Genomic DNA, 25341 nt, shown 5'->3' on the forward strand with positions numbered 1-25341 from the left:
ATAGCCCATTTCAGTAGGAGACTATAGAGCCAGCCCTGCCGCCAAAGCCAGAATTGCGCCACGGCTTTTCGACTGACCGACCAGCGTACTCACGCGTGAAGCGGCTTGCTCCGCCCCAATGCCGTCTCTATCAAGGGCAAGATTTCGCAGCCTTGATGGCTGCTTCGCGAGTTGCCGGTCTATGCTTTATCGATTTGTCCGTCTTTTGCTGATCCTGGCTCTCACGGCCGCGATGCCGGCGCTGGTGTTGGCACAGACCGGAATTCCGCTGCTTGGCGAGACCGCTGAGCCGGCATCTCCTGTCGCACAGCCTCCCGCGCAGGCTGCACCGCAGGCACCTCAGGCCGCTCCTGTGCAGGCACAGCCATCCGATGAGCTAATCACGGAACAACAGAATGCCCTGAAGGCTCTCGTGGCGAAGACCGACGCCTTCGCCAAGCAGATCGACGATAACCAGGAAGATGACGGTACGTTGGTCGATATTCGAAGCCAGTTGGAAGAGCTTTCCAGGCAGGCACTGGGTACAGCGACCGTCTTCCGGCCGCGGCTGAACGAAATCAATGCCCGTCTCGAACAGCTTGGGCCCGCACCAGCACAAGGTCAGCCGGCCGAACCGGACATCGTCGCCACGGAACGCAAGGCGCTGACGAACGAAAAAGCAGAGATCAATGCCGTCATTGCCGGTGCACAGACGCTGTCGGTGCGTATCGCGAGCATGGGCGACAAGATCTCCACCCTGCGCAGCGAACTCTTCCGCAAAACGCTGACCAAGCGTTATGAGCTGAATGATCTGCTCAGCACCAAGCTTGCCGTCGACGCCAATACCGAATTTTCCAATCTCTCCGGCGCCGTAACGTCCTGGTTCTCCTTTGTCCTGAAATTCAAGTACCAGGCCGCTCTGGTCGCAACGATCATGGCACTGGTGGCGGCGCTGGTCCTGCATATCGTGGTGCGGCGCATCTTCGGCCGCATCTTCGAGCCGGATCCAACGGTGGAGAATCCGACCTATCTCAGCCGCCTGTCCGCAGCATTCTGGTCGACCTTGCTGCCGACGCTGGGGCTCGGCGTCTTCCTGTCGCTCGCCTATTTTTTCTTCGACTACTACGGCGTGCTGCGAGGCGATATCGGCATCTTCCTGCGCTCGATCATGGGTGTCATCCTGATCGTGTTCTGCGTCCATCGCCTGACCAATGCCGCGCTTTCGCCCGGCATGCCGAAATGGCGGCTGATTCCGGTCGAATCCGGTCCGGCGCGCTGGCTGGTTGTGCTGTCCACCGCCATGGCGGTGGTGCTCGGCGCCAACGTCTTCCTGTCCGTGGTGAACGAACAGATGGGCTCGCCGCTTTCGCTGACGGTCGGACGCAGTTTTGTCGCCACCATCATTGTCGGCCTGATCCTGATCATGATGGGCCTTGTGCGGCCCTTCCGCACGAAGTCCGGAGAATGGCGGCCATGGCCGGCCTGGCTGCGCTTCCTTGCCTACGCGCTTGGAACGATCATCATTGTCGCAGCTTTGCTCGGCTATATCGGGCTTGCCATTTTCCTGGCATTTCAGGTCGTCATTACGACCACACTGTTGATCACTGCCTATATCGGCTTCCTGTCCGCGCGGGCCATCGGCGCCGAGGGCGGTTTCGCGGAAACCTCGGTGGGACGCTGGATCGCCGGTCGAACAAGTTTGGAGGAGGGCACGCTTGATCAACTGGGGTTGGCAACAAGCATTGCCCTCAATCTGCTGATCGTCGTCGTTTTCCTGCCAATGCTGCTTCTGATGTGGGGCTTCCAGTTCGCCGACATCCAGGCCTGGGCCTACAGGATCGCGATGGGCGTCACGGTCGGGTCCGTCACCATTTCGCTGTTCGGCATCCTGACGGGCGTCATCGTCTTCATCCTCGGCTACTTCCTGACGCGCTGGTTCCAGTCCTGGCTCGACGATTCCGTAATGGCGCGCGGCAAGGTCGATACCGGTGTGCGCAACTCGATCCGGCTTGTGGTCGGCTATGCCGGTGTTGCCCTGGCGGCGGTCGTCGGGGTCTCATCGGCGGGCATCAACCTGTCCAACCTTGCCCTGATTGCCGGTGGTCTTTCCCTCGGTCTCGGTTTCGGTCTCCAGAACGTGGTCTCCAACTTCGTCTCCGGCCTGATCCTCCTTGCCGAGCGGCCGTTCAAGGTTGGCGACTGGATCGTGGCCGGTGACGTCAGCGGAACCGTCAAAAAGATCAGCGTTCGTGCAACCGAGATCGAAACCTTCCAGCGCCAGTCGGTGATCCTGCCGAACTCCAATCTGATCAACAGCGCTGTCGGCAACTGGACACACCGCAACAAGCTCGGCCGGGTCGAGATCAAGGTGGGTGTTGCCTATGGTTCGGATGTCCGGCGTGTGCACGAAGTCCTGCTCGAGATCGCACGCGGGCATCAACTGGTGTTGAAAAATCCGGAACCTTTCGTGCAATTCGTCAATTTCGGCACGAATGCACTGGAGTTCGAAATCCGTGTCTTCCTCGCTGACATCCTGAACGGCGGTTCGGTGCAGAACGATATCCGTTTCGCGATCATGGACGCTTTTGGCGCGGAAGGCATCGAGATCCCGTCGGCGCCGCGTCAGCAGATGCCTCATGCGGACAAGGAGCCCTGGCCGATCGACGACGACAAGACCGAGGCGCTGCATGCGGAGGAACAGGCAGCGAAGGAAGAGGAGGAGCGCAGTCAACCGAAGGGTCGTCGCCGAGCGCGCCGGCCTGATCCGAGCTAGCTTTCACGCCAGCTTCAACCGATTGCGGCATGAATGAGGCATTCAGTTGCGGTTCAGCTTGATTGTCCTATAAGCTTGATTGCGAAGGGCGAAAATGCCTCGCGAACGCAACAGAGGCGGTGGAAACACCGGAATTGCAATGTGGAAGATCCTCATCGCCGCCGTCGCTCTCATAGCCGCGAGCGAGGTGGGCCATACGGCCAGCGCCGTCAACAAGGACAATGAGACCCGCACGCTGATCGTGACCGAGGGCGGCGGCAAGAGCGAGTTGACGCTTGCGGGCGGCGAGACTGTAGAGTTCTGCGCGAGCGGCTGTTTCGTGACCTTGCCCAATGGCGATCTCGAAGCGCTGACCGGTTCCGAGACGATCGTGATCTCGGGTGGCAATGCGACCGTAAAATAAGCGCGAAACGCATGTTTTGGAGGGATAAGGCCGGACATCTGTCCGGCCTTTATTCTTTTGTGGTAAGCTCCACTTAACGACGGCTGGCAAAACAGGACGGCGGGCGCCTGTTTTGTGGGGTCTTTTCAGCGTTCGGTAATGTGTCCCGCCACTATATCCGGTCCGACGGCTGCTTATGGTGGCCTGGGTGGGTGGGACAACAAAGCCATGGATGCGCGCTCTGACAGGAACGCAACGCCACTTGCTGTCGATCTGGACGGCACCTTGCTTGCGACCGATCTCCTGTGGGAAGGACTGTTCATCCTTCTCAAGAAGAATCCGCTTTATCTCCTTCTCATTCCTGTCTGGTTGGTCGGCGGTCCTGCCCGATTGAAGCAGGAAATCGCCAGCCGTATCGATATCGATCCCGCAATCTTGCCCTATCGCGAATCGTTGCTCTCCAGACTCCGCGCTGAGTGGGCGGATGGGCGAAAGCTCGTGCTTGCCACTGGCACACCACGCAAATTCGCTGAAGCAATCGCGACCCATCTCGGCATCTTCGATAGGGTGATCGCCACAGACGGCACCGACAACCTGACCTCGGTCAAGAAACGCAGCGCGCTGGTGGCCCTCTATGGCGACGGCGGCTTCGACTATGCCGGCAATAGCCGCCACGACCTCAAGGTCTTCGACGCTGCGCGCAACGCTATCGTCGTGGCACCGGACCGCGCTGCCAAACGTTGGCAAGACAGGAACGGTGGCGAACTGGTGCCAGGCCCTGAGCGATCTCTGAAGACCGTATTCAGGATGCTTCGTGTGCACCAATGGGCCAAGAATGGGCTCATCGCAGTACCGATGGTGCTTTCGGCCGAATATTTCAATCCAATAATGCTGTGGCAGACGCTGATGGCCTTTATCGCGTTCAGCGCGGTCGCGTCAGCCATATATATCGTCAATGACTTCTTCGACCTGCCGCTGGATCGCCGCCATCCGACCAAGCGCGATCGGCCTTTTGCCGCGGGCACGCTCTCCATTCCTTTCGGCATCGGATCGATCATCGTCCTGCTTGCCATTGGCGTCGCTGTCAGTCTGACGCTGGCGCCTGTCTTTGGTGCCGTGCTCGTCGGTTACACGGTGATCACACTGGCCTATTCGCTGGCGTTGAAACGCATGTTGCTCGTGGATGTGCTCACGCTTGCCGGTCTCTATACGGTAAGGGTTCTGGCTGGTGCCGCCGCCACGGGCGTGGAAGTGTCCTTCTGGCTGCTTGCATTTTCGATCTTCTTCTTCCTGTCCCTGGCGCTGGTGAAGCGTTTCGTCGAGCTGCGGACCTCGACACCGGCGCCTGGCGAACGGATTGCCGGCCGTGGCTATCGTGCCGAAGATCATGACGTCATCGCGCAAGCTGGGCTGGCTTCGGCATTCTCTTCCGCACTGGTGTTGGCGCTCTATATGGACAGCACCGAGATGCGTGGCCTTTACCCGCATCCATGGATGATCTGGCCTTTGCCGCCGATCATTTTGTATTTGACGATGCGCATCTGGATCCTCGCCCGCCGCGGCGAGATGCATGATGACCCCGTCGTCTTTATCATTCGTGACTGGCGCAGCCAGGTTTTCGTGCTGATCGGCGCGGCGCTGTTGGTTGCAGGAGCGTGGCCGAATTGAACTCAAGTCGTTTCCAGAGTTTCGGCAGGGCGACACCGCCGGCCACGAAGGTCATTTCGGCAGCCGACGCTGTCGCGCTGCTGAAGAGTGGCAGCGCGCGCCCGGATTCACTGCTCGCATATGGCAACGGCCGTTCCTATGGCGATACGTGCCAGAACGTCTCGGGTACGCTTGTCGATATGCGGTCATTGGCCAGAGTACACTCCTTCAACGACGAAACAGGCTTGCTCGAGGCAGATGCCGGCGTGCTGCTCGCCGACATCATCGCTTATGCCGCACCGTTCGGATTTTTCCCACCCGTTGTGCCCGGCACCCAGTTCGTGACGCTTGGCGGTGCCATCGCGAACGACGTGCACGGCAAGAACCATCATCGGCGCGGCACTTTCGGCTGCCATGTAGAAGCCTTCACGCTGCTGCGTTCGGATGGCCATGTTCTTACCTGCTCAGAAACCCAGAATACCCGCCTGTTCTGGGCAACAATCGGGGGGATGGGGCTCACGGGCTTGATCCTGTCCGCCACGATCCGTCTGATGCGGGTGCCGTCGCTGGATGTTCTGGAAACGGTGACCCGGTTTGGCAATCTTGCGGAATATTTCGATCTTGCCGAAGCCGCAGACCAGGCCAACGAATATGCGGTGGCGTGGATCGACCAGTTGGCCAGTGGTCGTCGCCTGGGCCGTGGCCTGCTGTTCACAGGCAATCATGCCGACCACGGTTCGCATGGGGCGCCAAAGCCGGGCGGGCGTTTCTCGGTGCCCTTTCAGCCGCCGGTCACGGTTCTCAACCGGCCGTTCTTGAAGATGTTCAACACCGCCTATCGGTGGAAAAAGGGTAGAGCAAGCGATCCGCACAGGGTTGGATATCAGGGGTTCTTCTTTCCGCTCGACGGCGTGCGTGACTGGAACCGGCTTTATGGACCAACTGGTCTTTATCAACATCAAAGCGTCGTTCCCGGCGAGGCGGCACGCGAAGCCGTGCCAGCGTTGCTGGCGGCCGCAAAGCGCGCCGGGCAGGGTTCGTTCCTGACCGTGCTGAAGCGCTTCGGCTCAGTCCGCTCACCCGGGATGCTGTCTTTCCCACGCCCGGGCTACACGTTGACGCTCGATTTTCCAAACCGAGGTCAAAAGACACTGGCATTGCTTACCGAACTTGACCGCATAGCAGTCACGGCAGGCGGGGCGGTCAATCCTTACAAGGATGCGCGCATGAGCGCGGAAACCTTCGCAGCCTCGTTTCCTGATTGGCGGCGGCTGGAAGCGGTCCGTGATCCGGCCTTTCTGTCGAGCTTCTGGGCGCGCACCGCTCAACGGCTGGGCCCGCAGCGCAGCGGCCTGTCCGAAGCGGCTGAATGACAAGGCCTCATTCCGACGCAGGTAAACAGAATACAACCAGGACGGTCTGAAAATATAGATTCCGTTTCACGGATTCTTTTCAGCTTTGCAATAGACGAGAGATGGGTTCTGGGGACGACATGAAATATATAGCCTTCATATTATTCACGGTGATGACCAACGCCGCCGCACAGCTCATGCTGAAACAAGGCATGATGTCGCTCGGGCCGATTTCGTTCGATGGTGTCAATCCGATCATCAGGCTTTTACAGATCGTCTTCAGCCCGTGGGTGTTCCTTGGCCTTTGCACCTTCGTCATCTCGATGGCATCGCATCTCTACGTCCTGTCCAAGGTTGAGTTGTCCTTTGCCTATCCCTTTCTCAGTCTTGCCTATGTCGCCGTGGCGGTCTTCGCTTATTTCGTTTTCAAGGAGGACCTGAATGCCTGGCGGATAGCCGGTATCGCCTTCATCTGCGTTGGCACTGTGCTCATTGCCCAAAGCGGCGGGACCGACCGCGGGCACGAGGCTGAGAAAAACGAGGCAGCACAGACGGCATCCCTTTCCAGCGAAAACGGGACGGTTCGATGAGACATGTGATTATCGGCGGCGATGGCTTCGTCGGCCGGCATCTTGCCCCCAAGCTCGTTGCTGATGGCGAGGAGGTCGTTGTCGCTGACATCGTCAAGAGCGATCTGAAACACTATCGCTCGGCACGCCATGTCCATTGCGATGTGACCGATCCGGCATCGCTTGCGAAATTGGGCATCAAGGCCGAAGACATGGTCTACAACCTGTCGGCCAAGATGTTGTCGCCGATCCAGGTCCGCGCCAAGCGCCACGACTTCTTCTATCCCGTGAACTATCACGGTACGGTCAACATCATCGAAGCAATGGACAAAGCCGGTGCACTGAGGCTCGTCCATTTCACCACCGACATGATCTACGGCCATACGGTCACCCATCCGATGACCGAAGAACATCCGGTTTCGCCGCTTGGCGAATATGGCATGTCGAAATGGGAGACCGAGCGGCTTGCCGCCGAGTGGCGCAAGCGCGGCATGTCGATTTCTCTATTTCGGCCGCGCCTGATCATCGGTCCGGGTCGTCTCGGTATCCTCGAAAAGCTGTTCAAGCTGATCGACTGGAACCTGCCGGTGCCAATGATCGGTTCGGGCCGCAACCCGTATCAATTCATCTCCGTATTCGATTGCGCGGAGGCCGCCAGACTTGCCTGGAAGGCCGGGGTGCCCAACGAGGCCTACAATCTCGGCTCGATCAATCCGCCGCCCGTGCGCAAGCTGCTCGGCGACCTGGTCCGTCACGCAGGCTCGAAATCGATCCTGTTGCCGACACCTGGCTGGGCCGTGAAGCGCACGCTCGACCTGCTCGATCTGATGAATATGCCCATCATGGATCCCGAGCAGTATTTGATTGCAGACGAGGATTGCGTGCTCGACGTGTCCAAGGGCGAGCGCCAGCTCGGCTGGGTGCCGCAATATCGCGATGAGGACATGCTGATCGCAGCCTACAGCGAGTATCGCGCCAAGAAAAACGGGACTGCTGGTGCAACCGAGCACGCGCCTGCCGAATAGATCCAACAGGCGCTGGCTTTGTTTCCAGGCGGAACCAGCTCCGCCGTCAGGAGAGATTTCGAGATGACCGTCATGAGCAAACCGGAACAGGCCACGGCGCATGTCGCAGCCATTCGCAAGCCGGACCTGATCACCGTCGAGCAGGCGAAGGTGCTGGACGTCGCCCGTATCACCGATCTGTTCAAGGCGCATCTCAACCCGGGGCAGCTGCATTTCATGAAGCTGCTCGGCTTCCACAAGGTGAAGATCGAGCGCGCCGAGGGTATGTTCTACATCGACCAGAACGGTCGCAAGATCCTGGATTTCTTCGGTGGCTTCGGATCACTGGCCTTCGGCCACAATCATGCGCGCATCCTGGAAGCGCGCAAGAAATTCCAGGAGGAGAAGCGGCAGGAGATCGCGATTGCCTTCATGTCGCAATATGCGGGCGCCCTCGCGCATAACATCGCTGCCTGCTCGCCTGGCGACCTCGACATGGTTTTTCTCGGCTCGTCCGGTTCGGAGGCGATGGAGGCAGCGGTGAAGCTCGCCGAGCGTGCCGCCGGCCCGAAGCGGCCGAAGGTCGTCTATGCGGAGAATTCCTTTCACGGCAAGACCAAGGGCGTTCTCGCCATCACCGATGGCTCGCTCTACCGCGCCGAATTCAAGGTCGTGGACAACACCGTGCGCGTGCCATTCGGCGACATCGATGCCGTAGAGCGGCTGTTCCGCGCCGATCCGGAGATTGGCGTCATCGTCCTGGAGACCATCCAGGGTGGTGGCGGTATCATCCAGGCACCCGCCGAATACTGGCAGAAACTGCGCGCCTTGTGCGACCAGCATGGCGTGTTGTGGGTGGCTGACGAGGTCCAATGCGGTTATGGCCGCTCGGGTCGCTTCTACGCATTTGAACACTATGGCGTGGTGCCGGATGTGACGGCACTGGCCAAGTCGCTCGGCGCCGGCAAGGCAGCGGTCGGTGCGATGATCGCTAGGCGTGACGTCTATATGAAGGCTTATGGCACGCCGAAGACGGCGATGATCCACGCTATGGCTACCTTTGGCGGCATGGGCGAAGCTTGCGTGACTGCCATCGAGGGGCTCAACGTGCTCTACGATGAAGGGCTGATCGACAATGCTGCCGACACTGGTGCCTATCTCCTGGAGCGTCTCGCGGCACTCAAGGACAAGTATCCGAAGATCATCAAGGACGTTCGCGGCAAAGGCCTCATGATTGGCCTCGAATTCCACGACTTCTCACAGACCTTGCCGATGGTGCTCCGTCCGGTGGTCAGCGTGCTGGACGACAAGCTGAAGGGATCACTCTCCGGTTTCGTCGGTTCGCTGCTGCTACGCGACTACGATGTGCTGGTTGCGTTTACCGAATACAACCGCAACGTCATCCGGCTGGAACCGCCGCTGATCTGCCGGCGCGAGCATGTCGATCGCTTCATCGAAGCGTTCGACAGCCTGCTGTCGCGCGGCATCGTTTCGATCGTCAAGGATTTCGTGAAGAGCCAGGTGCGCTGACCCCGCAACTTTGCGGATTGAAACACAGAAGGCCGGGCGATGATCCCGCCTTCTTTGTTTTTAGGCCTGTTTCCCAGTCAATTGGTTCGGATGATGTCGGGACCAAGTGCGGCGTCGAACTTCGGGTGAATGAAAGCATCATAACAGGCGTCGAGCTTGATGCGCCGGTGTTTGGTCAGTGCCGGCTCGTAGAGCGTGTGGAGTATCTTGTTGTTTGCCGTCGGTGGGCAGGTCGGCAACAGCACGAGATCGGTGTCCGCGACGGCTTGTTCTTCCTGCGCCCCTGGAGGAGGGACAGCGCGACCAGGATCTGCACCGATCGCGACATGCAGGGGGGCGGAACGCTCCATCAACCAGGGGAAAGGGTTGACGAAATTCAGCGACATGATGGTGTCGAAACGGATGTCGGCCTTTGTCTCGATCTCCCGAATGGAATCGATCGCAGTGTCGACACCACGCAGGTAGCCGATCTGGAAGTCGAAATCGGAGTAGAGCAGGGGCGTCGGCAGCTCGTTGATGTCGGCGAGTTCTTCGTAGAGCTTCCCATGCTCGGGATAGAAGCGCATCATATGATCGGTACGGACTTCGACATCGGGGCGCATGTTGAGAGCGCCGAGCGACTTCAGGTTGCGCTGGTCCATCGCGACATTCTTGATCGCGCCGAGATAGGTGCGTGCGGTGCGCTCGATGATGCGTATGGCGGGCGGCAGGGCCGCGGCGGCGACTAGAGCCGAGATGATCAGCACCAAGGCCGGTTTGTTGGAGATCCTGCTGGTCTTCAGGAGAATGGCAAGCAATACCGGCCACAGGAAGATGAAGGCCTGGCTACCGGTATTCTGCGTTTCGTAGAGGATGCCGGCGGTCAGGACAACAGCCAGCCAGAGGCTGTCGCAAGTCAGCACGGAGCTCTTTTCGACCGGTTGCATGCCCAGTCTGCGCCAGTCGGACCATAGAAGCACCAGAACCAATGCTCCCGCGGATCCGACGATGCCGAAGCTGAGTGAGGAGGCCTGCAGGATGCGCGGCAGCAAGGAACCGCTGTTCAGACTGATCAGCATGAGGATGTCATCGACGTAGCGGTCGACCATTCCCGACGAAACTTCCATGCCGGCAATGATCGCCATGAAGACCACCGCGACGATCAATGCGTCGCGCAGCGTGACGCGTCCCGCGATCAACGCATAGGCGCAGATCATGCCTGCGGCCAGGAAGCCGGTAATCTTCAGGAAAAACAGCGAGCCCATGCAGATGGCGATCAGGCCCACCAGCAGTCGTCTGTCGCGAACAAAGGTGAAGGCCGCGACCAGCACGTAGAGCATCTGGCAGGCCTGGCGGTTATAGATGCCGAAGCCGTCGGAGCCGGGATAGGTATACATCTCGCGCGTGTTGAACGGCAGAAGCGCGAAAATCAGGAATGGAATGAGCAGGGCGAAAGCCGTGAAGCGCGACCTCTGGTCGACATGCCAGACGATGGCGGCCATCGCGGGGGCAGTAATGGCAAGCAGGGACCAGTGCGCCAGCAGCACCGGATGGCCGTTAGGGAAGAGCGCTACCCAGCCGGCGAAGAGATAATAGCCGAGCGGTCCGACCGGCACAAAGAAGTCGTTGATCGGGATCTGGCCGTCGAAGATGCGGTTGGCGGCGTCATAATAGATGAAGACGTCCCAATACATCGGTCCGATCGGAAGCCGTAGTGGAACAATCAGCAACAGGAAAACAATAACGACCGCCGCCGCCAGCAGCGCCAAGGGGCTAGTCAGCACGGACTGTGCCCGTCGGCTGCTGACCTTGGAGGTTTGGTCGAGAGCCACGCTCATCTCCGGTTTCCGCGGCGCTCCAAGAAAGAATATCGGATCATATTCTCCGCCTATCAGAAAATCTGCAAGTAAGCGTTAAATTGAACAGATCGGCCAAAGTGCAAATGGCTGCCGTGGCCGCGTCGCGCCGCTTTTTTGCAATGTCGCAAACAGGCTGCAATCGTATGACGGCGCCCTATAGTGTGCGCGCGAGCATCATTCTCGGAGTGGCACGCAATGGCAGGGTTCCCGAAAAAGGCGAAGGTCGTCATCATCGGGCTGGGCGGTATCGTCGGCGCATCCGTCGCGCATCATCTGATCGAACGCGGCTGGGAAGACATCGTCGGCATCGACAAATCCGGTATCCCGACAGACGTCGGCTCGACCGCGCATGCCTCCGACTTCTGCTACATGACCAGCCACGATTTCTTGTCCTGCTGGACTTCGCTCTATTCCCTCGAGTTCTACGAGAAGATGGGCCACTACGCTCGCATCGGCGGTCTCGAAGTGGCACGGGTGGGCGATGACAGCCGCATGGATGAAATCAAGCGCAAGGTTGCTTCCGCCAAGGCCTTCGGCACGCGCGCCCGACTGATCGAACCAGCCGAGATCAAGGAGAAATTCCCTCTCATCGAAGAAAGCCTGGTGCAGGGCGGCCTGTGGGATCCTGATGCCGGGCTCGTCGTTCCGCGCTCTCAGACAGTGGCGGGCAAACTGGTCGACCAGGGCGTGGCTGCCGGCAAACTGCAGGCTTTTGCGAACACGGCGGCGAAATCCCTGATCATCGAAAATGGCCGCATCAGGGGCGTGGTGACGGATCGCGGAACGATCGAGGCCGACCATGTCGTGGTCTGCGCCGGTCTGTGGGGCAGACTGATCGCCGAAATGGCCGGCGAGGACCTGCCGGTGATGCCGGTCGACCATCCGCTCACCTTCTTTGGCCCGTATAATGAATTCGCCGGCACCGGCAAGGAGATCGGCTGGCCGCTGCTGCGCGATCAGGGCAATTCCGCCTATATGCGCGACACCGGCGATCCGAAGACCACCGAAGGCGGCCAGATCGAATGGGGCTACTACGAGGAGAAGAACCCGCGGCTCTGCCATCCGCGTGACTTGCTCGAAAAGCACGAAGCACGCCTGTCGCCGTCGCAGCGCGATCTCGAAATGGACCAGATCCTCGAGCCGCTGGAACGCGCCATCGAGTTGACACCGATCCTCGGCGAGCTCGGCTACAACGAAAGCCATTCCTTCAACGGTCTGCTGCAAGTGTCGGCTGCCGGTGGCGCATCCTGCGGCGAGAGCCAAAAGGTGAGGGGGCTGTGGTACGCCGTCGCCATCTGGGTCAAGGACGGCCCCGGTTATGGCAAGCTGATCGCCGACTGGATGACGGACGGGCGGACCCATGTCGACCATGCTTCCATCGACTATAGCCGGTTCTATCCGCATCAGCTCGAAGAGAGCTTCATCGAAGGCCGTTGCGGCGAGGCGGCGCAGAAGATCTACACACCGGCTGTCCATCCGCGTGAGCCCTACGCCACGGGTCGAAACATCCGCCGTTCGCCATTCTATGAGCGTGAGAAGGAACTCGGCGGCTATTTCATGGAGCTCGGCGGCTGGGAGCGCGCGCATGGTTACGCCGCCAACGAGCACCTGCTTGAAAAGTATGGCAACCGCGTACCGAAGCGTGAGAACGAGTGGGACAACCGCCATTTCTGGCGCGTGTCGAATGCTGAGCATCTCGCGATGAGCGAAGATTGCGGCATCGTCAACCTGTCTCATTTCTATATGTTCGATGTCGAGGGACCCGACCATGTCGAACTGATGGAATGGTTGTGTGCAGCCAAGATCGGTGGCGACAACAACATCGGCAAAGGCATCTACACCCACTTCCTCGACGATGAAGGCATGGTGCGCGCCGATCTCACCGTCATTCGCATGGCCGGCCGTTGCCGGGTCATCGACGGGGCCGATGCCGGCCCGCGCGACTTCCACTATGTGAAGCGGATGGCTGAGGACAAAGGCTTCAATGTCACTGTCACCGACGTGACCGAGAAGTTCGTGACCATCGGCATCTGGGGCCCCAATGCCCGCACGACCTTGCAGAAGGTGGTCGAGGATCCGGCCGGGCTTGCACCGGAGAATTTCCCGTTTGCGGCGATCAAGTCGATCAGGATTGCAGGCAAGGATGTGACGGCGTTCCGCATCTCCTATGTCGGCGAACAGGGCTGGGAGCTGCATATGCGCTACGAGGACGGGCTGGCCGTCTGGGATGCGCTGCGCGCCACCGGCGTCATGGCCTTCGGTGTCGAGACCTACGCCAATTCGCGCCGCATGGAAAAGAGCCTGCGCTTGCAGAACGCCGATCTGCTGACCGAATACAATCTCCTGGAAAGCGATCTCCAGCGTCCGAAGGTCAAGGAAGCGGATTTCCGCGGCAAGGCGAAACATCTGGAACATCGCGCGCGCGATCATCAACCGGCGATGCTGTGCACGCTGGTGATGACAAGCAACGTCGATTCCAACGGTGTCGCCCGCTATCCGGTTGGCGCCATGCCGGTTATGGACCCTGCAACCGGCGAGACGCTGGTCGATGAGTTCGGAAGGCGCTCGTTCACCACCTCGGTGGCCTATGGTCCGACGCTCGGCAAGAACATCGCGTTGGCTTATCTGCCCTGGGCTTTCGCCCGGGAAGGACAGAAGCTGCAGGTCGAGTATTTCGGCGAAACCTATCCTGTCGAAGTGGTCGGCGTCGGCTATAAGCCGCTCTACGATCCCGAGAGCCTGAAGCCGCGTAGCTGATCATATCAGCGCGTTGTCACAAACCTCGCGAAATCGTGAGGGATAAAGCCCGGCTGCAGCCGGGCTTTATCTTTGTGGGAAGCCGAATCTCGCTTACCCTCCATGCATGTCGGCATCCGCAGCCAGTGTCCTTCTTGCCGGCGCCATTTCGGCGCTGACAGCTGGATTGATGCCCGCAGCTCAAGCCGCCGAGCAGGTCGATGTCGAGTTGGTGCTTGCGGTCGATGTTTCGCTTTCCATGTCTCCCGAGGAGCTTGAGATACAGCGTCATGGCTACGCCGCCGCGCTGACCGACGAGGCGGTATTGCGTGCCATCGCGGACGGTGTTCATGGCAAGATCGCGATTACCTATGTTGAATGGGCCGGCACCATGTCGCAGGTGGTGGTGGTGCCTTGGACGATGGTCGCCAACCGAACCGACGCAGAGCGTGTGGTGGCGCAGTTGACTGCGCGTCCGCCCAACAGCGCGCGTCGCACATCGATCTCGGCGGCGCTGGAGTTCGGAGCCGATCTGTTCGCCGAGAGCGGGTTCGAGGGGGCCAAGCGTGTCATCGACATTTCCGGCGACGGACCGAACAATCAAGGCGCACCCGTGCCGCTTGTGCGCGACGCAGTGCTGAAACAGGGCATCATCATCAACGGTTTGCCGCTGATGACCAATGGCGGCTTCGAGACTTCCTATGATATCCGGGATCTTGACCGCTATTACCGAGATTGCGTGATCGGCGGGCCGGGCTCTTTCATGATTCCGGTCAACGGCTGGGAGCAGTTCCCCGAAGCGGTCCGCCGCAAGTTGGTGCTGGAATTGGCGGACGCTGCTTCACCGCAATGGGCGGTCGAGGAGGTAGCGCATCCACCCATCGTGCTGGCGCAGGCCAGCCCAACGATCGATTGCCTGGCGGGCGAGAAGAAATGGCGCGACCGCGGCCTGATGTTCGATAGCCGGTGAGGGGGGGCCTCCCCGTTTCGCGGGGAGGTGTTGGATTCAAGCCGCCAATAACTGCTTGCGGTCGACACGCTCCTGCTGCGGCGAGCGCGCGTAGAGTTCGCGATAGCATTTCGAGAAGTGCGAGGCCGAAACGAAACCGCAGGCCACGGCGACCTCGACCACCGGCAGAGACGATTGAATCAACAGGTGGCGGGCGCGGTCGAGCCTGATCTCCAGATAGTAGCGGGCAGGGGAGCGGCCCATCTCGGTGCGGAAAAGACGCTCGATCTGACGGCGCGACAGGTCGACATGGTCGGCGATCTCGATCAGCGACAACGGTTCCGCAAGATTGGCTTCCATCAGCTCGATGATGGTCAGCACTTTCGAGTTCTGAACGCCGAGGCGTGCACGTAAAGGCAGGCGCTGGCGGTCGGTCGGGCTTCTGACGCGATCCGTCAGCACTTGCTCGCAGACACGGTTGACAAGGTTTTCGTCGAAATCGTCGCCGATCAGCTTCAGCATCATGTCGAGTGCGGCGGTGCCGCCAGCGCATGTGTAGATGTTCTGGTCGACCTCAAAGAGGTCCGCAAAGACATTTGCTTTCGGGAAGGCTTCCTGGAAGCCCGGAAGGTTTTCCCAGTGGATGGCGCAGCGTTTGTTGGACAGGAGGCCGGCCGCAGCCAGCACATAGGCGCCGGTACACAGGCCGCCCACGGCAACGCCGCGGTTATACTCCTCGCGCAGCCAGGCAAAGACCGATTTGTTGTGATACCTTTCGACATCCATGCCGGTGCATATGATGGCCATCGATGGGCGGTCCGGCCCGGCCATCTTGCGGCGCTCCTCGTCGAGCGAGGTGTTTACCGCGCACAGCACGCCGTTGGAGGCCTGCACCGGCTTGCCGTCGGTGCTGGCGAGGCGCCAGCGATAGGCTTCGTAGCCCAGCATACGGTTGGCAATGCGCAGCGGTTCGAGCGCTGTCGCAAATGCGACCATGGTGAAATCGGGAACCAGGAAAAAGACCAGCGATCGTTTGATCGGATGCTTAACGGCGTTCACGAAAATCTTCCTCCCATGACGCGAACAGAATGTCGCGATCAGCACAGCGTCATCAGGAAAATTATTTTCTGTCAATTGGCTGTGGCGGCCCGACGCGACTAAATTTGCGACATGGGTCGCAAATCGACTACCGCAAGCGCTTTGGATCCGTCGGCACCGTCCAGCTCCCTCGGACGATGCCGCAAAAATGCCAGTCTTTCGAGGTCAATGTCTGATCGCGTCGTGATCGGAGGTACGGAAAATTACGACGAAGTTCGTGACGGCAGGCGGTCTTTTGAAGACTTGACTTGACATTCTCGTGAATGGAACGAAGCGTTAACCGTGTTGACCGACATACTGCGTCTTTGATCCGCAGCTATCGCTAACAAGCCCGTGTTCGCAAAACTCGCCAAACTCAGTTCAGCAATTCTACTGGCCGCGCTTGCGGCCGGATGTGTTTCGTCCGCCCTGGACGTCGATACGAAAGGCATCCAACCCATTCCGGCCAAGCTGGTGGCGGAGATGAAGAGCAAAGGGATGACGCCTTCGTCGCCCATTCTGGTACGCATTTTCAAGGAAGAGAGCGAGCTCGAAATTTGGAAACGGAACGGCAATGGCAAATATGCGTTGCTGAAGACCTACCCGATGTGTCGCTGGTCGGGGCAACTCGGCCCCAAGAAGAGGATAGGTGATCGCCAGGCGCCGGAGGGGTTCTACCATGTCAGTGCGGACAGGCTGAATCCGAACTCCCAATACTATCTCTCCTTCAATCTGGGTTACCCCAACAAGCTGGAGTCCGCACTCGGCTATTCGGGCGAAGCCTTGATGGTACACGGTGCCTGTTCGTCCTCCGGTTGCTACGCATTGACGGATGAAGGCGTGGCCGAGATTTATGCGGTGGCGCGCGAGGCTTTGAAGGGCGGCCAGACTTCCTTCCAGGTGCAAGCCTTTCCGTTTCGCATGACCGCTCAGAAGATGGCCCGCAACCGCAACAATCCGAACTATGGCTTCTGGACGGACCTGAAGAAAGGCTACGACAGCTTTGAGGTGACGCGACGTCAGCCCAAGGTTGCGTATTGCGACAAGCGCTATGTCTTCGATGCTGAATTTGCGGGCGGCGATCCGTTGGACCCGCTCGCGGCATGCCCGCCAACCATATCCGGTGCCGACCCGCTGGTAGCGGCACGGACCCAGCGCGATCTTTCCAGCGCCGAGACGATGGCGTCGACTATGACTGGCACCGCGGTTCATGCCTACACTGACGGCGGCATGCACCCGACCTTCCGCAAACTGCTCGCGGCCGGTGGCGACAAAGCTTTGTCGAAAAGGACATCACTGACGAAGGTCCCGATCAGCCGGCCCGAAGCAGCACTGGCGGATCCTTATAGCGCTTCGGAATAGCGCCTTTGGTCGGTTGGTGATCGGCGGAAGCCGGCAAGACGACGCTCGCAACGAAAACGCCGCCTCGGCGAGACCGAAGCGGCGTCGTCAATCGGACAAGCGACAGATGTCTGCCGCGTGATGCTTAAACTCAGGCGATAAAGCCGAGGCGAGCCGCGGCAACCGCTCCGGTCTGGCCGGGCATGGTCTTGGCCAGGCGCTGACGTTCCAAAGCGGTGGTCAGGTTGATTTCGCGACGGGCGAACAGGCGGGTAAAGAGCTTCATCGTTATCTCCAATCGGTTGCTCAGACGGGTCGCCTTCGCGTGATGGAGTGGGGCAGCTCGTTTGCTGCAGTGCATATATGCCTGTCCAAGCGAAAACAAAATCGCAAAAGCGAAGCGTTTCGCATGAAAAAGCGACATGGGCTTCGACGCGGTTTCAGCAAAAGAATGATATTTTATAGTTTTTACAATCGGTTGGTCTCTTTTTGAGCTGCTATGCGGCTTGTTCATATGCGTCATGCAGCCATTGCATGGCCGGTTAACCGTTCGCCACAAACGCGAAAAAGCCCGCCGGAAGGGTCGCGGCGGGCTTCAAAGGGAATAGAACTCGGTCATTTTGCTCCGGCCCAGCTTCCGACGCCGGGGGTATGAACCGCCCTCGACGTCACGTCGGGCCAGCCGATGTCCTTCTGCACCTCAGCCGGGAGGGAGCTGATGGCGCGCTCGGTGAGATAGCGGCTGCGAGCGGCACCGAGTTCGGTCGCGATCCGACCGATGGTTGACAGAATGTACATGCACTTTCTCCTTCCACGGTTGGCTGGCAAATTCTGCTGCTGGGCACGTCAAAGCGACTGCTGCGCCAGCTGTTGTCAGCAGTGATCGATCGGGCCTTCTCGACGCTGTTGACTATGAACTTTCCGTGATATTCAATCAAACGAAATGGGATGATGCTTTGCATCAGAAAATTTGAAGGTGATGCCATGAACGCGCCACTCAATCATCCGCTTCCCCTGCTGGATCTGGATGTGCTGCGTACTTTCGTTGCAATCGCCGAAACAGGCAGCTTCACCACAGCGGCAACTGCGGTCTTCCGTACGCCGTCCGCCGTGTCCATGCAGATCAAGAAACTTGAGGACGTGCTTGGCCGCTCGGTCTTCGCGCGTGATGCACGCTCGGTGGCGCTGACCACCGATGGCGAAATGTTGCTTGGCTATGCGCGACGGCTGCTCGCCATCAATCGCGAGGCAGTTTCCAAGTTCATCGTACCCGATATCGTCGGCGTCGTGCGGCTGGGCTCGCCGGACGATTATGGCGAACGCGTACTGCCGCATGTGTTGAAGCGTTTTGCGAAATCGCATCCTTCGATTGCCGTCGATGTCACCATCGACCAGTCGATCAACCTGCGTCGGCGCATGGATGATCGTGCGCTCGACCTCACACTGCTCACCAATTCCTACAAGACCAGCGCCATCGGCGCCGAGGTGCTTCTAACCGAGCCGATCGTCTGGGCAGGTGCAAAGGGCGGTTGCGCGCATCTGCGTGAGCCGCTGCCGGTTTCGATCTGGGAGGAAGGCTGCGTGTGGCGAGCCGGCGCCCTGGAAGCGCTCGGTCGTGAGGGCCGCAATTATCGCGTTGCTTACATGAGTGCGCACACGGCAGGCCAGCGCGCGGCGATCCAGGCCGATCTCGCGGTGGCACCGCTGCCGAAATCCTTCCTGGGCAATGACATGGTCGAGCTGGGGCCGAAGGATGGCATGCCGCATATCGGCAGCTACAATCTGGCGATGATCGTCACGCCGGACGCCAGTGCGCCGGTCAAGGCGGTGGCCGATCATATCCGCGCGACCTTCGATGTGTTCCGGGAAACGGGACGCTTCTAAGAGCTGCTTCCTTATTCCGCCGCCAGCGGCATGTCGGCCTGGCGCCCCCGGCTGTTCAGGAACGCCACGATGCGGTCGCGCGCGCGGCGCGCCTCCGGCATGTTGATCAGCGGCCAGACGTGAAACATGCCTTCCTCGTGGACGAGTTCAATCTCGACGCCTGCGGCGCGCGCCTTGTCGGCGAAGATCAGATTGTCGGGCGTCAGAAGATCGTGCGAGCCAGTGAGGAGCAGGGTTGGAGGCAGCACGGTGAGGTCACCGTAAACCGGGCTGATATGCCAGTCGCTGCGATCCATTCCGGCCCCATAGAGGCGTACCGCTTCCAATCCGCCAGGAATGCCGAGCCACGGGTCGTGCTGCTCGGCTTCGAATACTTCGGGATTGGCCAGCGACATGTCGAGGCCCGGCGAGATCAGCACATGGCTGCCTGGCGTAGGCAGACCTTCCTCGGCCATCATCATGGTCAGCACCACGGCCATGTTGCCACCGGCTGAATCGCCCATGAATATGATGTCTTCCGCGGCCGTCTCTTCGAGCATTTCGCGATAGACCGAGCCCACCATGCCGAACATATCATGGAAGTCGTGCTCCGGAGCGATCGGGTAGATAGGCACGGTTATGCCGAAACCCAGGCGGTCGGCCATCTCGGCGATCAGCGCCCAGTGATAAGTCGTGATTTCAAAGACATAAGCGCCGCCGTGCAGGTAAAGAATCCGCCTGGTGCTGCCGTTGCGCGGCGCGATCTCGTAGACCGGGAAGCCCGCAACGCTGCGTGTTGCGATATCGAAGCGCTGGGTGAGTGCAGGCGGAGGCTGATGACATTGCCTGCGGCGTGCATGCTGGATCCAGCGACGCATGTTCTCCGGGCTGGAGAACGCCTTCTTGCGGGTGTGTTTCAGAACAAACGAAACGAGATGGCTACGGATGCTGGCCATGGAACGACGGACTGATGCTGCGCCGGCTGGCCGGCTCTTGACTGCCCCCAATGACCGAAATTTTGGTCTGCGGAGGCGAAAGTCAAGGATGAGGTCACGTAACCGTTTATACCAGCTGCCTATCGCCTAGCCCGCAGCCGCGGGCAATACGATCCGATATCAAGCCGCCGGCACGTTGTCCTGCTGCAGCACGACCACGCGCGTTCCGTTCAGGACTCGGCGGTGCAGATCGATGATGTCCTGGTTCAGCAGACGAATGCAGCCAGACGAGATCGAGCGACCGATGGACCAATCCTCGTTTGTACCGTGGATGCGGTAGAGTGTGTCGACACCGTTCTTGAAGAGATAGAGCGCGCGGGCACCGAGCGGATTTGTCGGTCCCGGCTCCATGCCAGCGGCGAGTGGGCCATAACGCTCGGGTTCACGCGCGACCATGTCCGATGTCGGCGTCCAGCGCGGCCACTCGCGCTTGTACTGGATCACACCACTGCCTTCGAAGGCGAGGCCCGCCTTGCCGACGCCGACGCCATAACGCAGCGCGCGCCCTTCACCGAGCACCAGATACAGGAAACGGTTCGGCGTATCGATGACGATGGTGCCCGACGGCTCAGGGCCCTGGTAGGCAACTTCCTGACGGTAATATTTCGGATCGATCTTGCTCAGGTCCGGTGCGGGAATGGGAAACGCATCGTCGGCGACCGCCGCGTACATGTCGCGATAGTATTGCGGGACTTCCCGCTTGCCCGGCTTGATCGAAGCGACCTTCTGCGTCGTTGTGCAGCCGGCCGCTATGAACGGGACGGCGAGGACGAACATACGGCGGGTGATCGAAACGGGCATAGGGAAACCTGAGCTTGTTGGCGTCTTTTGGAGCGGTTCGTCGCAGAAAAGTCTAAACGCTTCCAATCACCCAAAATCACGCTTTGGTGAAAGACGCGGATCGGTTGGATTTCGGCGGTTCGAACACGCGTCGAACTGCACCGGTGCCGATGACCTCGGTGCCGAAGGGGGCGAGAAAAAGGCGCCGGGAGCGAAGCAAGCCCATATGACGGGAGCTTTGACATCCCACTGTGTCACGAAGGCAACACTGGGTCTTGCAAGCCGCTAGTCGTGCGACCGAAGATCCAGATGTGCTGAAAGCGCAGGAAAATCCGCCGCGACGATATCCCAATGGCTGGTGGCCTTAAGGTCGGTCACTTGACCGGTGCCGTGCTCCAGCGGGCGTGCCACGAAGGCCGTCTTCAGTCCGCAATCCCTTGCGGCGACCAGATCGTCATTGTGCGCGGCAACCATCATCACATGCGCGGGTTCGAGCCTCAACGCGTCGCACGCCGCAAGATAGGTACGCGGGTCGGGCTTATAGGCGCGGGCAATGCCCGCGCCGAGAATGCAGTCCCAGGGCAGGGCGCCATATCTGGCCAGCCGCGTCATCAGTGCTATCGAACCATTGGAGCACGGCGCAATGATCCGGCTTGCCTTCAGCCGTATCAGACCGGGAACGACATCCGGCCAGGGTGGCAGTTTTTCCCAGGCATGATTGAGTGCCGCGCGCTCTTCGTCATTGAAATGTGTGGCAATCCCGAACCTGCCGAGCGTCGTGTCAAGGTTCTCGCGATGCAGCGCATCGAGATCGGTGTAGGGGCGGCCGGAGCGGATTTCCTGCATCGCCGGCTCGTAGAGACCGCGCCAGGCATCCGCAAAGGCGACGCTGTCGATCTCCAGCCCTTTTGCGCCTGTCGCCGCCGCCACTTCGCGGGCGACGCCGGTACGCCAATCGACGCAGGTACCGAAGACATCGAAGATAAGGGCTTCGACCTGCATCAGGGCTCCCTATTCCCGGTTGCGCCGGGCGGCGCGTTCCTCGCGTGAACGACGGCGGGGTGTTGTCTCGCCAGTCGCGCCTTCATCGCTTGCCGCCTTGCGCGGGGGCAGTTTGACCTGTTCGGCCAGCTTAGGGAAGGGGTCGACCTTGTTCGGCAGCGCCATGGCGTCAATGAACAGCTGCTGGAAATGTGGCTCCAGCGCGGTTTCGATCTTTTCGATCTTCGCCACCTGTTGCTCGATCTCGCGGCGATGGTCGCGGTTGAGCAGAGCCATCAGCGCACCTGTGCCTGCGGCGTTGCCAACAGCTTTCACTTCCGCCAAGTCGCAATCGGGGATGAGGCCCAAAACCATGGCGTATTTCGGATCGATGAAGGAACCGAATGCGCCGGCGAAGCGGATGGTGTCGACAGTCTCTACCCCCTGCTTTTCCATCAAAAGCTTCACGCCGGCATAAAGGGCCGCCTTGGCGAGTTGGATGGCGCGTATGTCGTTCTGGGTGACTGTAATGCGCGGCTCACCCTGGCGCCCTTCGCGCAGCAGGTAGGAGAAGGTGCGGCCGTTCTGGATAATGCGTGGGCTTTTCTCGGCAAGCGAGCCGTCGACGACGCCGTCTTCCGAAATGATGCCGGAAAGATACATCTCCGCCACCACTTCGATGATGGCCGAGCCGCAGATACCGGTGACGCCAGTGGCCCAGGATGCTTCCTCGAAACCTTCCTCGTCGGACCATTTATCGGTGCCGATGACGCGATAGCGCGGCTCCAGCGTTTCGGGATCGATGCGCACGCGTTCGATGGCGCCGGGCGCGGCGCGCTGGCCGGACGAGATTTCCGCGCCTTCGAAGGCCGGACCTGTTGGGGAGGAGGCGGCAACGACACGATCCTTGTTGCCGAGCACGATTTCGGCGTTGGTGCCGACATCGACCAGCAACATCATGCTGTCCTGCCGATACGGACCTTCCGACAGAGTTGCGCCGGCCGCATCCGCGCCGACATGACCGGCAATGCAAGGCAGTGTGTAGAAGCGCGCTCCGCGATTGACGTCGATGCCGATCTCGTTGGTCCAGCCTTGTACGGCGCCGGATACGGCCAGTGCAAAAGGCGCCTGCCCAAGCTCGGTCGGATCAATGCCCAGGAACAGATGGTGCATGATCGGGTTGGCAACAAAGACGCAATCGAAGATGTCGTGACGATCGACGCCACCTTCCTCGCAGACCTTGCCGATGAGCGTGTTCACGGCCTCGCGCACGGCCTTGGTCATGGCCTCGCGCCCGTCCGGATTCATCATGACATAGGAGACGCGACTCATCAGATCTTCGCCAAACCGGATTTGCGGGTTCGACGTGCCTGACGAGGCAACGACACGGCCAGATAGCAACGACACCAGATGCATGGCGATCGTCGTGGATCCGATGTCGCAGGCGATGCCATAAGCTTCGTTCTTGAGACCCGGGTAAAGCGCGATCACCGTAGCGCGGGAGAACTCCATGTCCTTGTGGATCGCCGCCGTAACGGCCCAGTTCTCCTTGCGCAGGATCTTCTGGACCTCGGGGATGAGGTGTGGCGCGACGCGTAGATCCTTCCAGCCCCAGTCGTTCTGCAGCACGGCCTTGAGGCGCTCCAGATCGCCGGTAGGTTTGTGCATGTCAGGCTGCTCGACCTCGACGTAACACATCTGAACCGCCGAATTGCGCTCGATGACGCGGTCGGTTGCGGCCTTGCGCACCACCTGAGCGTTGATCACCGTATCCTGCGGTACATCGATGACGAGATCGCCCTGGATGGTGGCCGAGCAGGACAGACGCCTGCCTTCGGGCAGACCGCGCACGCGCTCGTAGCGCTCTTCCTTCGGACCTTTCGGCGAAATGTGGTCGAGCGAGGAGACGATCTTGTGCTTGGCGAAATTGCCTTTCTGCACTTCGATCTGGCAGCGCCCGCAGGTGGCGCGCCCACCACACACCGATTCCACATAGACGCCGAGCTGGCGCGCGGCATCGAGCACCGGCGTGCCGAGCGGGAACCGCCCGCGCTTGCCGGACGGCATGAACAGGACGAGAGGATCGGTGGAGTTGAGAGGGGCGTTCATCGCTCAGACACCATCATGTTAACGCAGCATTGGCGAAAATCGGGTAGAGGCAGGGTCTGACCAAAAGGCGCATTTGCCGATGAAGCCGGACTTTTCGCTGCTTGCCCTGCTTCCGTCCGCTCTGTCGGCGATCTCCACAGGCATGCTTGCGGTCCGCATTACCAAAGGGAGCTGGACCCGGTATCCGCATTATCTTGCGGCCGCGATCATCGCTTCGACAGCCACCATTGTTTACCTGTTCCCGTTGCGTCCCAATGATGCTGCAAGCGTTGCCTGGATGTTGCTCTCCGGCATCGTAGGGGGCTGTGTCGGCGTGTTCATCTTCAATCTGGTGCTCGGGAGCACCAGGGCCGAAGATTGAACGCCGGACGGGGTTGGCCAAGACGATCACGACTTATCCGGCTGCTCTTCTTGCCTCGCGTCCACCGCGGCGGCGTCCGCCTGCAGCCGCGCCGGCATCGCCAGGGGCATTGACTGCCACCGGCGCGGGGGCGGCATGTTCACCCGGCTTATAGTCCTTGTAGGTCTTGATCCAGGTCATGCAGTCCTTGTCGGTGCCGTTGAGAACGTTGGCGGCGCGAACCGCCTCCATTTCCTGAGGACGGACCGGGTTCATGATCGCTGAGGTCATGCCCGCGCCGATCACCATCGGGATGAAGCCGGCGTTGATGCCATGGCGGTGCGGCAGGCCGAAGGAGATGTTGGAAAGGCCGCAGGTCGTATTCACTTTCAGCTCCTCGCGCAGGCGGCGCAGCAGCGCAAAGACCTGACGGCCGGCATCACCCAACGCGCCGATCGGCATGACCAGCGGATCGACGACGACATCCTGCGGCTTGATGCCGTAATCCATGGCGCGTTCGACGATCTTCTTGGCCACGGCGAAGCGCACATCCGGATCCATCGAAATGCCGGTTTCATCGTTTGAGATGGCCACCACCGGCACATCATATTTCTTCACCAGCGGCAGGATGGCTTCCAGCTTCTCTTCCTCGCCGGTGACGGAATTCACCAGCGGGCGACCCTTGGCGACTTTTAGGCCGGCTTCGATCGCAGCGGTGACGGAGGAGTCGATCGAGAGTGGCAAGTCGACGAGGCCCTGCACGATTTCCAGGGTCTGAACCAGAAGCGCTGGCTCCGTTGCATTGGGATCGACGGCGGTCACGCCCGCATTGACATCCAGCATGGTGGCGCCGCAGGCAGCCTGTTCCAGCGCGTCCTTGATGACCGTCTCGAAATTGCCGGCCTGCATCTCCGCGGCCAGCTTCTTGCGGCCGGTCGGGTTGATGCGTTCGCCGATGACGCAGAAGGGCTGGTCGAAACCGATGACGATTTCGCGGGTCGCCGAAGCGACGATGGTGCGGGTCATTTCAAACTCCCTCCGGATATAAAGACTTCTTTATATCGTTTCTGATGTGGATCAAGCCAATGATGTCGTC

At 60.1% G+C, this 25341-nt stretch carries 21 protein-coding genes; 12 read left to right on the top strand and 9 right to left on the bottom strand.

Going from position 1 to position 25341, the window contains the following annotated elements; translation table 11 throughout:
* The first annotated feature begins 181 nt into the window (after window positions 1-181).
* From ACFWXH_RS10995 to ACFWXH_RS11025, 7 genes are all read left to right on the top strand, one after another.
* Complete coding sequence (locus tag ACFWXH_RS10995) at window positions 182-2752, top strand: mechanosensitive ion channel domain-containing protein (RefSeq protein WP_379120097.1); 2571 nt, start codon at window positions 182-184, stop codon at window positions 2750-2752.
* A 139-nt stretch (window positions 2753-2891) separates the two neighbouring features.
* Window positions 2892-3155, top strand: coding sequence for a hypothetical protein (locus ACFWXH_RS11000; protein WP_054308049.1), 264 nt, complete (start codon window positions 2892-2894; stop codon window positions 3153-3155).
* A gap of 207 nt (window positions 3156-3362) precedes the next feature.
* Window positions 3363-4802 carry a UbiA family prenyltransferase gene (locus ACFWXH_RS11005; protein ID WP_379120099.1) on the top strand — a complete coding sequence of 480 codons (1440 nt, stop codon included), beginning with the start codon at window positions 3363-3365 and terminating at the stop codon, window positions 4800-4802.
* Window positions 4799-6154, top strand: coding sequence for an FAD-dependent oxidoreductase (locus ACFWXH_RS11010; RefSeq protein WP_379120101.1), 1356 nt, complete (start codon window positions 4799-4801; stop codon window positions 6152-6154). Before ACFWXH_RS11005 ends, ACFWXH_RS11010 begins: the two co-directional genes overlap by 4 nt.
* A 119-nt stretch (window positions 6155-6273) precedes the next feature.
* On the top strand, window positions 6274-6723 hold the full coding sequence (locus ACFWXH_RS11015) for an EamA family transporter (protein WP_054308047.1): 450 nt from the start codon (window positions 6274-6276) through the stop codon (window positions 6721-6723).
* On the top strand, window positions 6720-7727 hold the full coding sequence (locus ACFWXH_RS11020) for an NAD-dependent epimerase/dehydratase family protein (RefSeq protein ID WP_379120103.1): 1008 nt from the start codon (window positions 6720-6722) through the stop codon (window positions 7725-7727). The genes ACFWXH_RS11015 and ACFWXH_RS11020 overlap by 4 nt, the downstream gene beginning before the upstream one ends.
* A gap of 63 nt (window positions 7728-7790) precedes the next feature.
* Window positions 7791-9236 carry an aspartate aminotransferase family protein gene (locus tag ACFWXH_RS11025; protein ID WP_379120105.1) on the top strand — a complete coding sequence of 482 codons (1446 nt, stop codon included), beginning with the start codon at window positions 7791-7793 and terminating at the stop codon, window positions 9234-9236.
* A 77-nt stretch (window positions 9237-9313) separates the two neighbouring features.
* Here ACFWXH_RS11025 and ACFWXH_RS11030 read toward each other — a convergent pair whose 3' ends face one another.
* A complete protein-coding gene (locus ACFWXH_RS11030) occupies window positions 9314-11053 on the bottom strand; it encodes a hypothetical protein (RefSeq protein WP_379120107.1) in 1740 nt (579 codons plus the stop codon).
* A 216-nt stretch (window positions 11054-11269) separates the two neighbouring features.
* Between ACFWXH_RS11030 and ACFWXH_RS11035 the strand changes: the two genes are divergently transcribed.
* Window positions 11270-13831 carry an FAD-dependent oxidoreductase gene (locus tag ACFWXH_RS11035; protein WP_379120109.1) on the top strand — a complete coding sequence of 854 codons (2562 nt, stop codon included), beginning with the start codon at window positions 11270-11272 and terminating at the stop codon, window positions 13829-13831.
* 106 nt (window positions 13832-13937) lie between these two features.
* Complete coding sequence (locus ACFWXH_RS11040) at window positions 13938-14780, top strand: DUF1194 domain-containing protein (RefSeq protein WP_379120111.1); 843 nt, start codon at window positions 13938-13940, stop codon at window positions 14778-14780.
* A 36-nt stretch (window positions 14781-14816) separates the two neighbouring features.
* Here ACFWXH_RS11040 and ACFWXH_RS11045 read toward each other — a convergent pair whose 3' ends face one another.
* Window positions 14817-15755 (bottom strand): GlxA family transcriptional regulator, encoded by a 939-nt coding sequence (locus ACFWXH_RS11045; protein WP_348271439.1) that lies wholly within the window; start codon window positions 15753-15755, stop codon window positions 14817-14819.
* A 435-nt stretch (window positions 15756-16190) separates the two neighbouring features.
* On the opposite strand from ACFWXH_RS11045, the gene ACFWXH_RS11050 reads away from it, so the two are divergent.
* The gene (locus tag ACFWXH_RS11050) at window positions 16191-17198 is read left to right on the top strand and encodes a L,D-transpeptidase family protein (RefSeq protein WP_379120113.1); all 1008 of its coding nucleotides are present in this window, start codon (window positions 16191-16193) and stop codon (window positions 17196-17198) included.
* 130 nt (window positions 17199-17328) lie between these two features.
* Here the strand turns inward: ACFWXH_RS11050 and ACFWXH_RS11055 are convergent, their stop codons facing one another.
* Complete coding sequence (locus tag ACFWXH_RS11055; RefSeq protein ID WP_379120954.1) at window positions 17329-17691, bottom strand: hypothetical protein; 363 nt, start codon at window positions 17689-17691, stop codon at window positions 17329-17331.
* Between the two features lie 101 nt (window positions 17692-17792).
* Window positions 17793-17975, bottom strand: coding sequence for a hypothetical protein (locus tag ACFWXH_RS11060; protein ID WP_054308039.1), 183 nt, complete (start codon window positions 17973-17975; stop codon window positions 17793-17795).
* A gap of 186 nt (window positions 17976-18161) precedes the next feature.
* On the opposite strand from ACFWXH_RS11060, the gene ACFWXH_RS11065 reads away from it, so the two are divergent.
* A complete protein-coding gene (locus tag ACFWXH_RS11065) occupies window positions 18162-19061 on the top strand; it encodes a LysR substrate-binding domain-containing protein (RefSeq protein WP_054308429.1) in 900 nt (299 codons plus the stop codon).
* Window positions 19062-19072: 11 nt separating this feature from the next.
* On the opposite strand, the gene ACFWXH_RS11070 is transcribed toward ACFWXH_RS11065, so the two are convergent.
* From ACFWXH_RS11070 to ACFWXH_RS11085, 4 genes are all read right to left on the bottom strand, one after another.
* Window positions 19073-19996 (bottom strand): alpha/beta hydrolase fold domain-containing protein, encoded by a 924-nt coding sequence (locus ACFWXH_RS11070; protein ID WP_379120115.1) that lies wholly within the window; start codon window positions 19994-19996, stop codon window positions 19073-19075.
* Window positions 19997-20155: 159 nt separating this feature from the next.
* Window positions 20156-20836 carry a L,D-transpeptidase gene (locus ACFWXH_RS11075; RefSeq protein WP_054308037.1) on the bottom strand — a complete coding sequence of 227 codons (681 nt, stop codon included), beginning with the start codon at window positions 20834-20836 and terminating at the stop codon, window positions 20156-20158.
* Window positions 20837-21100: 264 nt separating this feature from the next.
* On the bottom strand, window positions 21101-21817 hold the full coding sequence (locus tag ACFWXH_RS11080; RefSeq protein WP_054308036.1) for a haloacid dehalogenase type II: 717 nt from the start codon (window positions 21815-21817) through the stop codon (window positions 21101-21103).
* A gap of 9 nt (window positions 21818-21826) precedes the next feature.
* Complete coding sequence (locus ACFWXH_RS11085) at window positions 21827-23905, bottom strand: ASKHA domain-containing protein (protein WP_379120118.1); 2079 nt, start codon at window positions 23903-23905, stop codon at window positions 21827-21829.
* Between the two features lie 79 nt (window positions 23906-23984).
* Here ACFWXH_RS11085 and ACFWXH_RS11090 point away from each other — a divergent pair, with 79 nt between their 5' ends.
* The gene (locus tag ACFWXH_RS11090) at window positions 23985-24266 is read left to right on the top strand and encodes a hypothetical protein (protein ID WP_379120120.1); all 282 of its coding nucleotides are present in this window, start codon (window positions 23985-23987) and stop codon (window positions 24264-24266) included.
* 33 nt (window positions 24267-24299) lie between these two features.
* Here ACFWXH_RS11090 and ACFWXH_RS11095 read toward each other — a convergent pair whose 3' ends face one another.
* On the bottom strand, window positions 24300-25271 hold the full coding sequence (locus ACFWXH_RS11095) for a methyltetrahydrofolate cobalamin methyltransferase (RefSeq protein ID WP_054308033.1): 972 nt from the start codon (window positions 25269-25271) through the stop codon (window positions 24300-24302).
* Window positions 25272-25341 lie beyond the last annotated feature (70 nt).

Origin of the sequence: Mesorhizobium sp. NPDC059054, from assembly GCF_042739215.1 — a bacterium.
Taxonomy (GTDB): domain Bacteria; phylum Pseudomonadota; class Alphaproteobacteria; order Rhizobiales; family Rhizobiaceae; genus Mesorhizobium.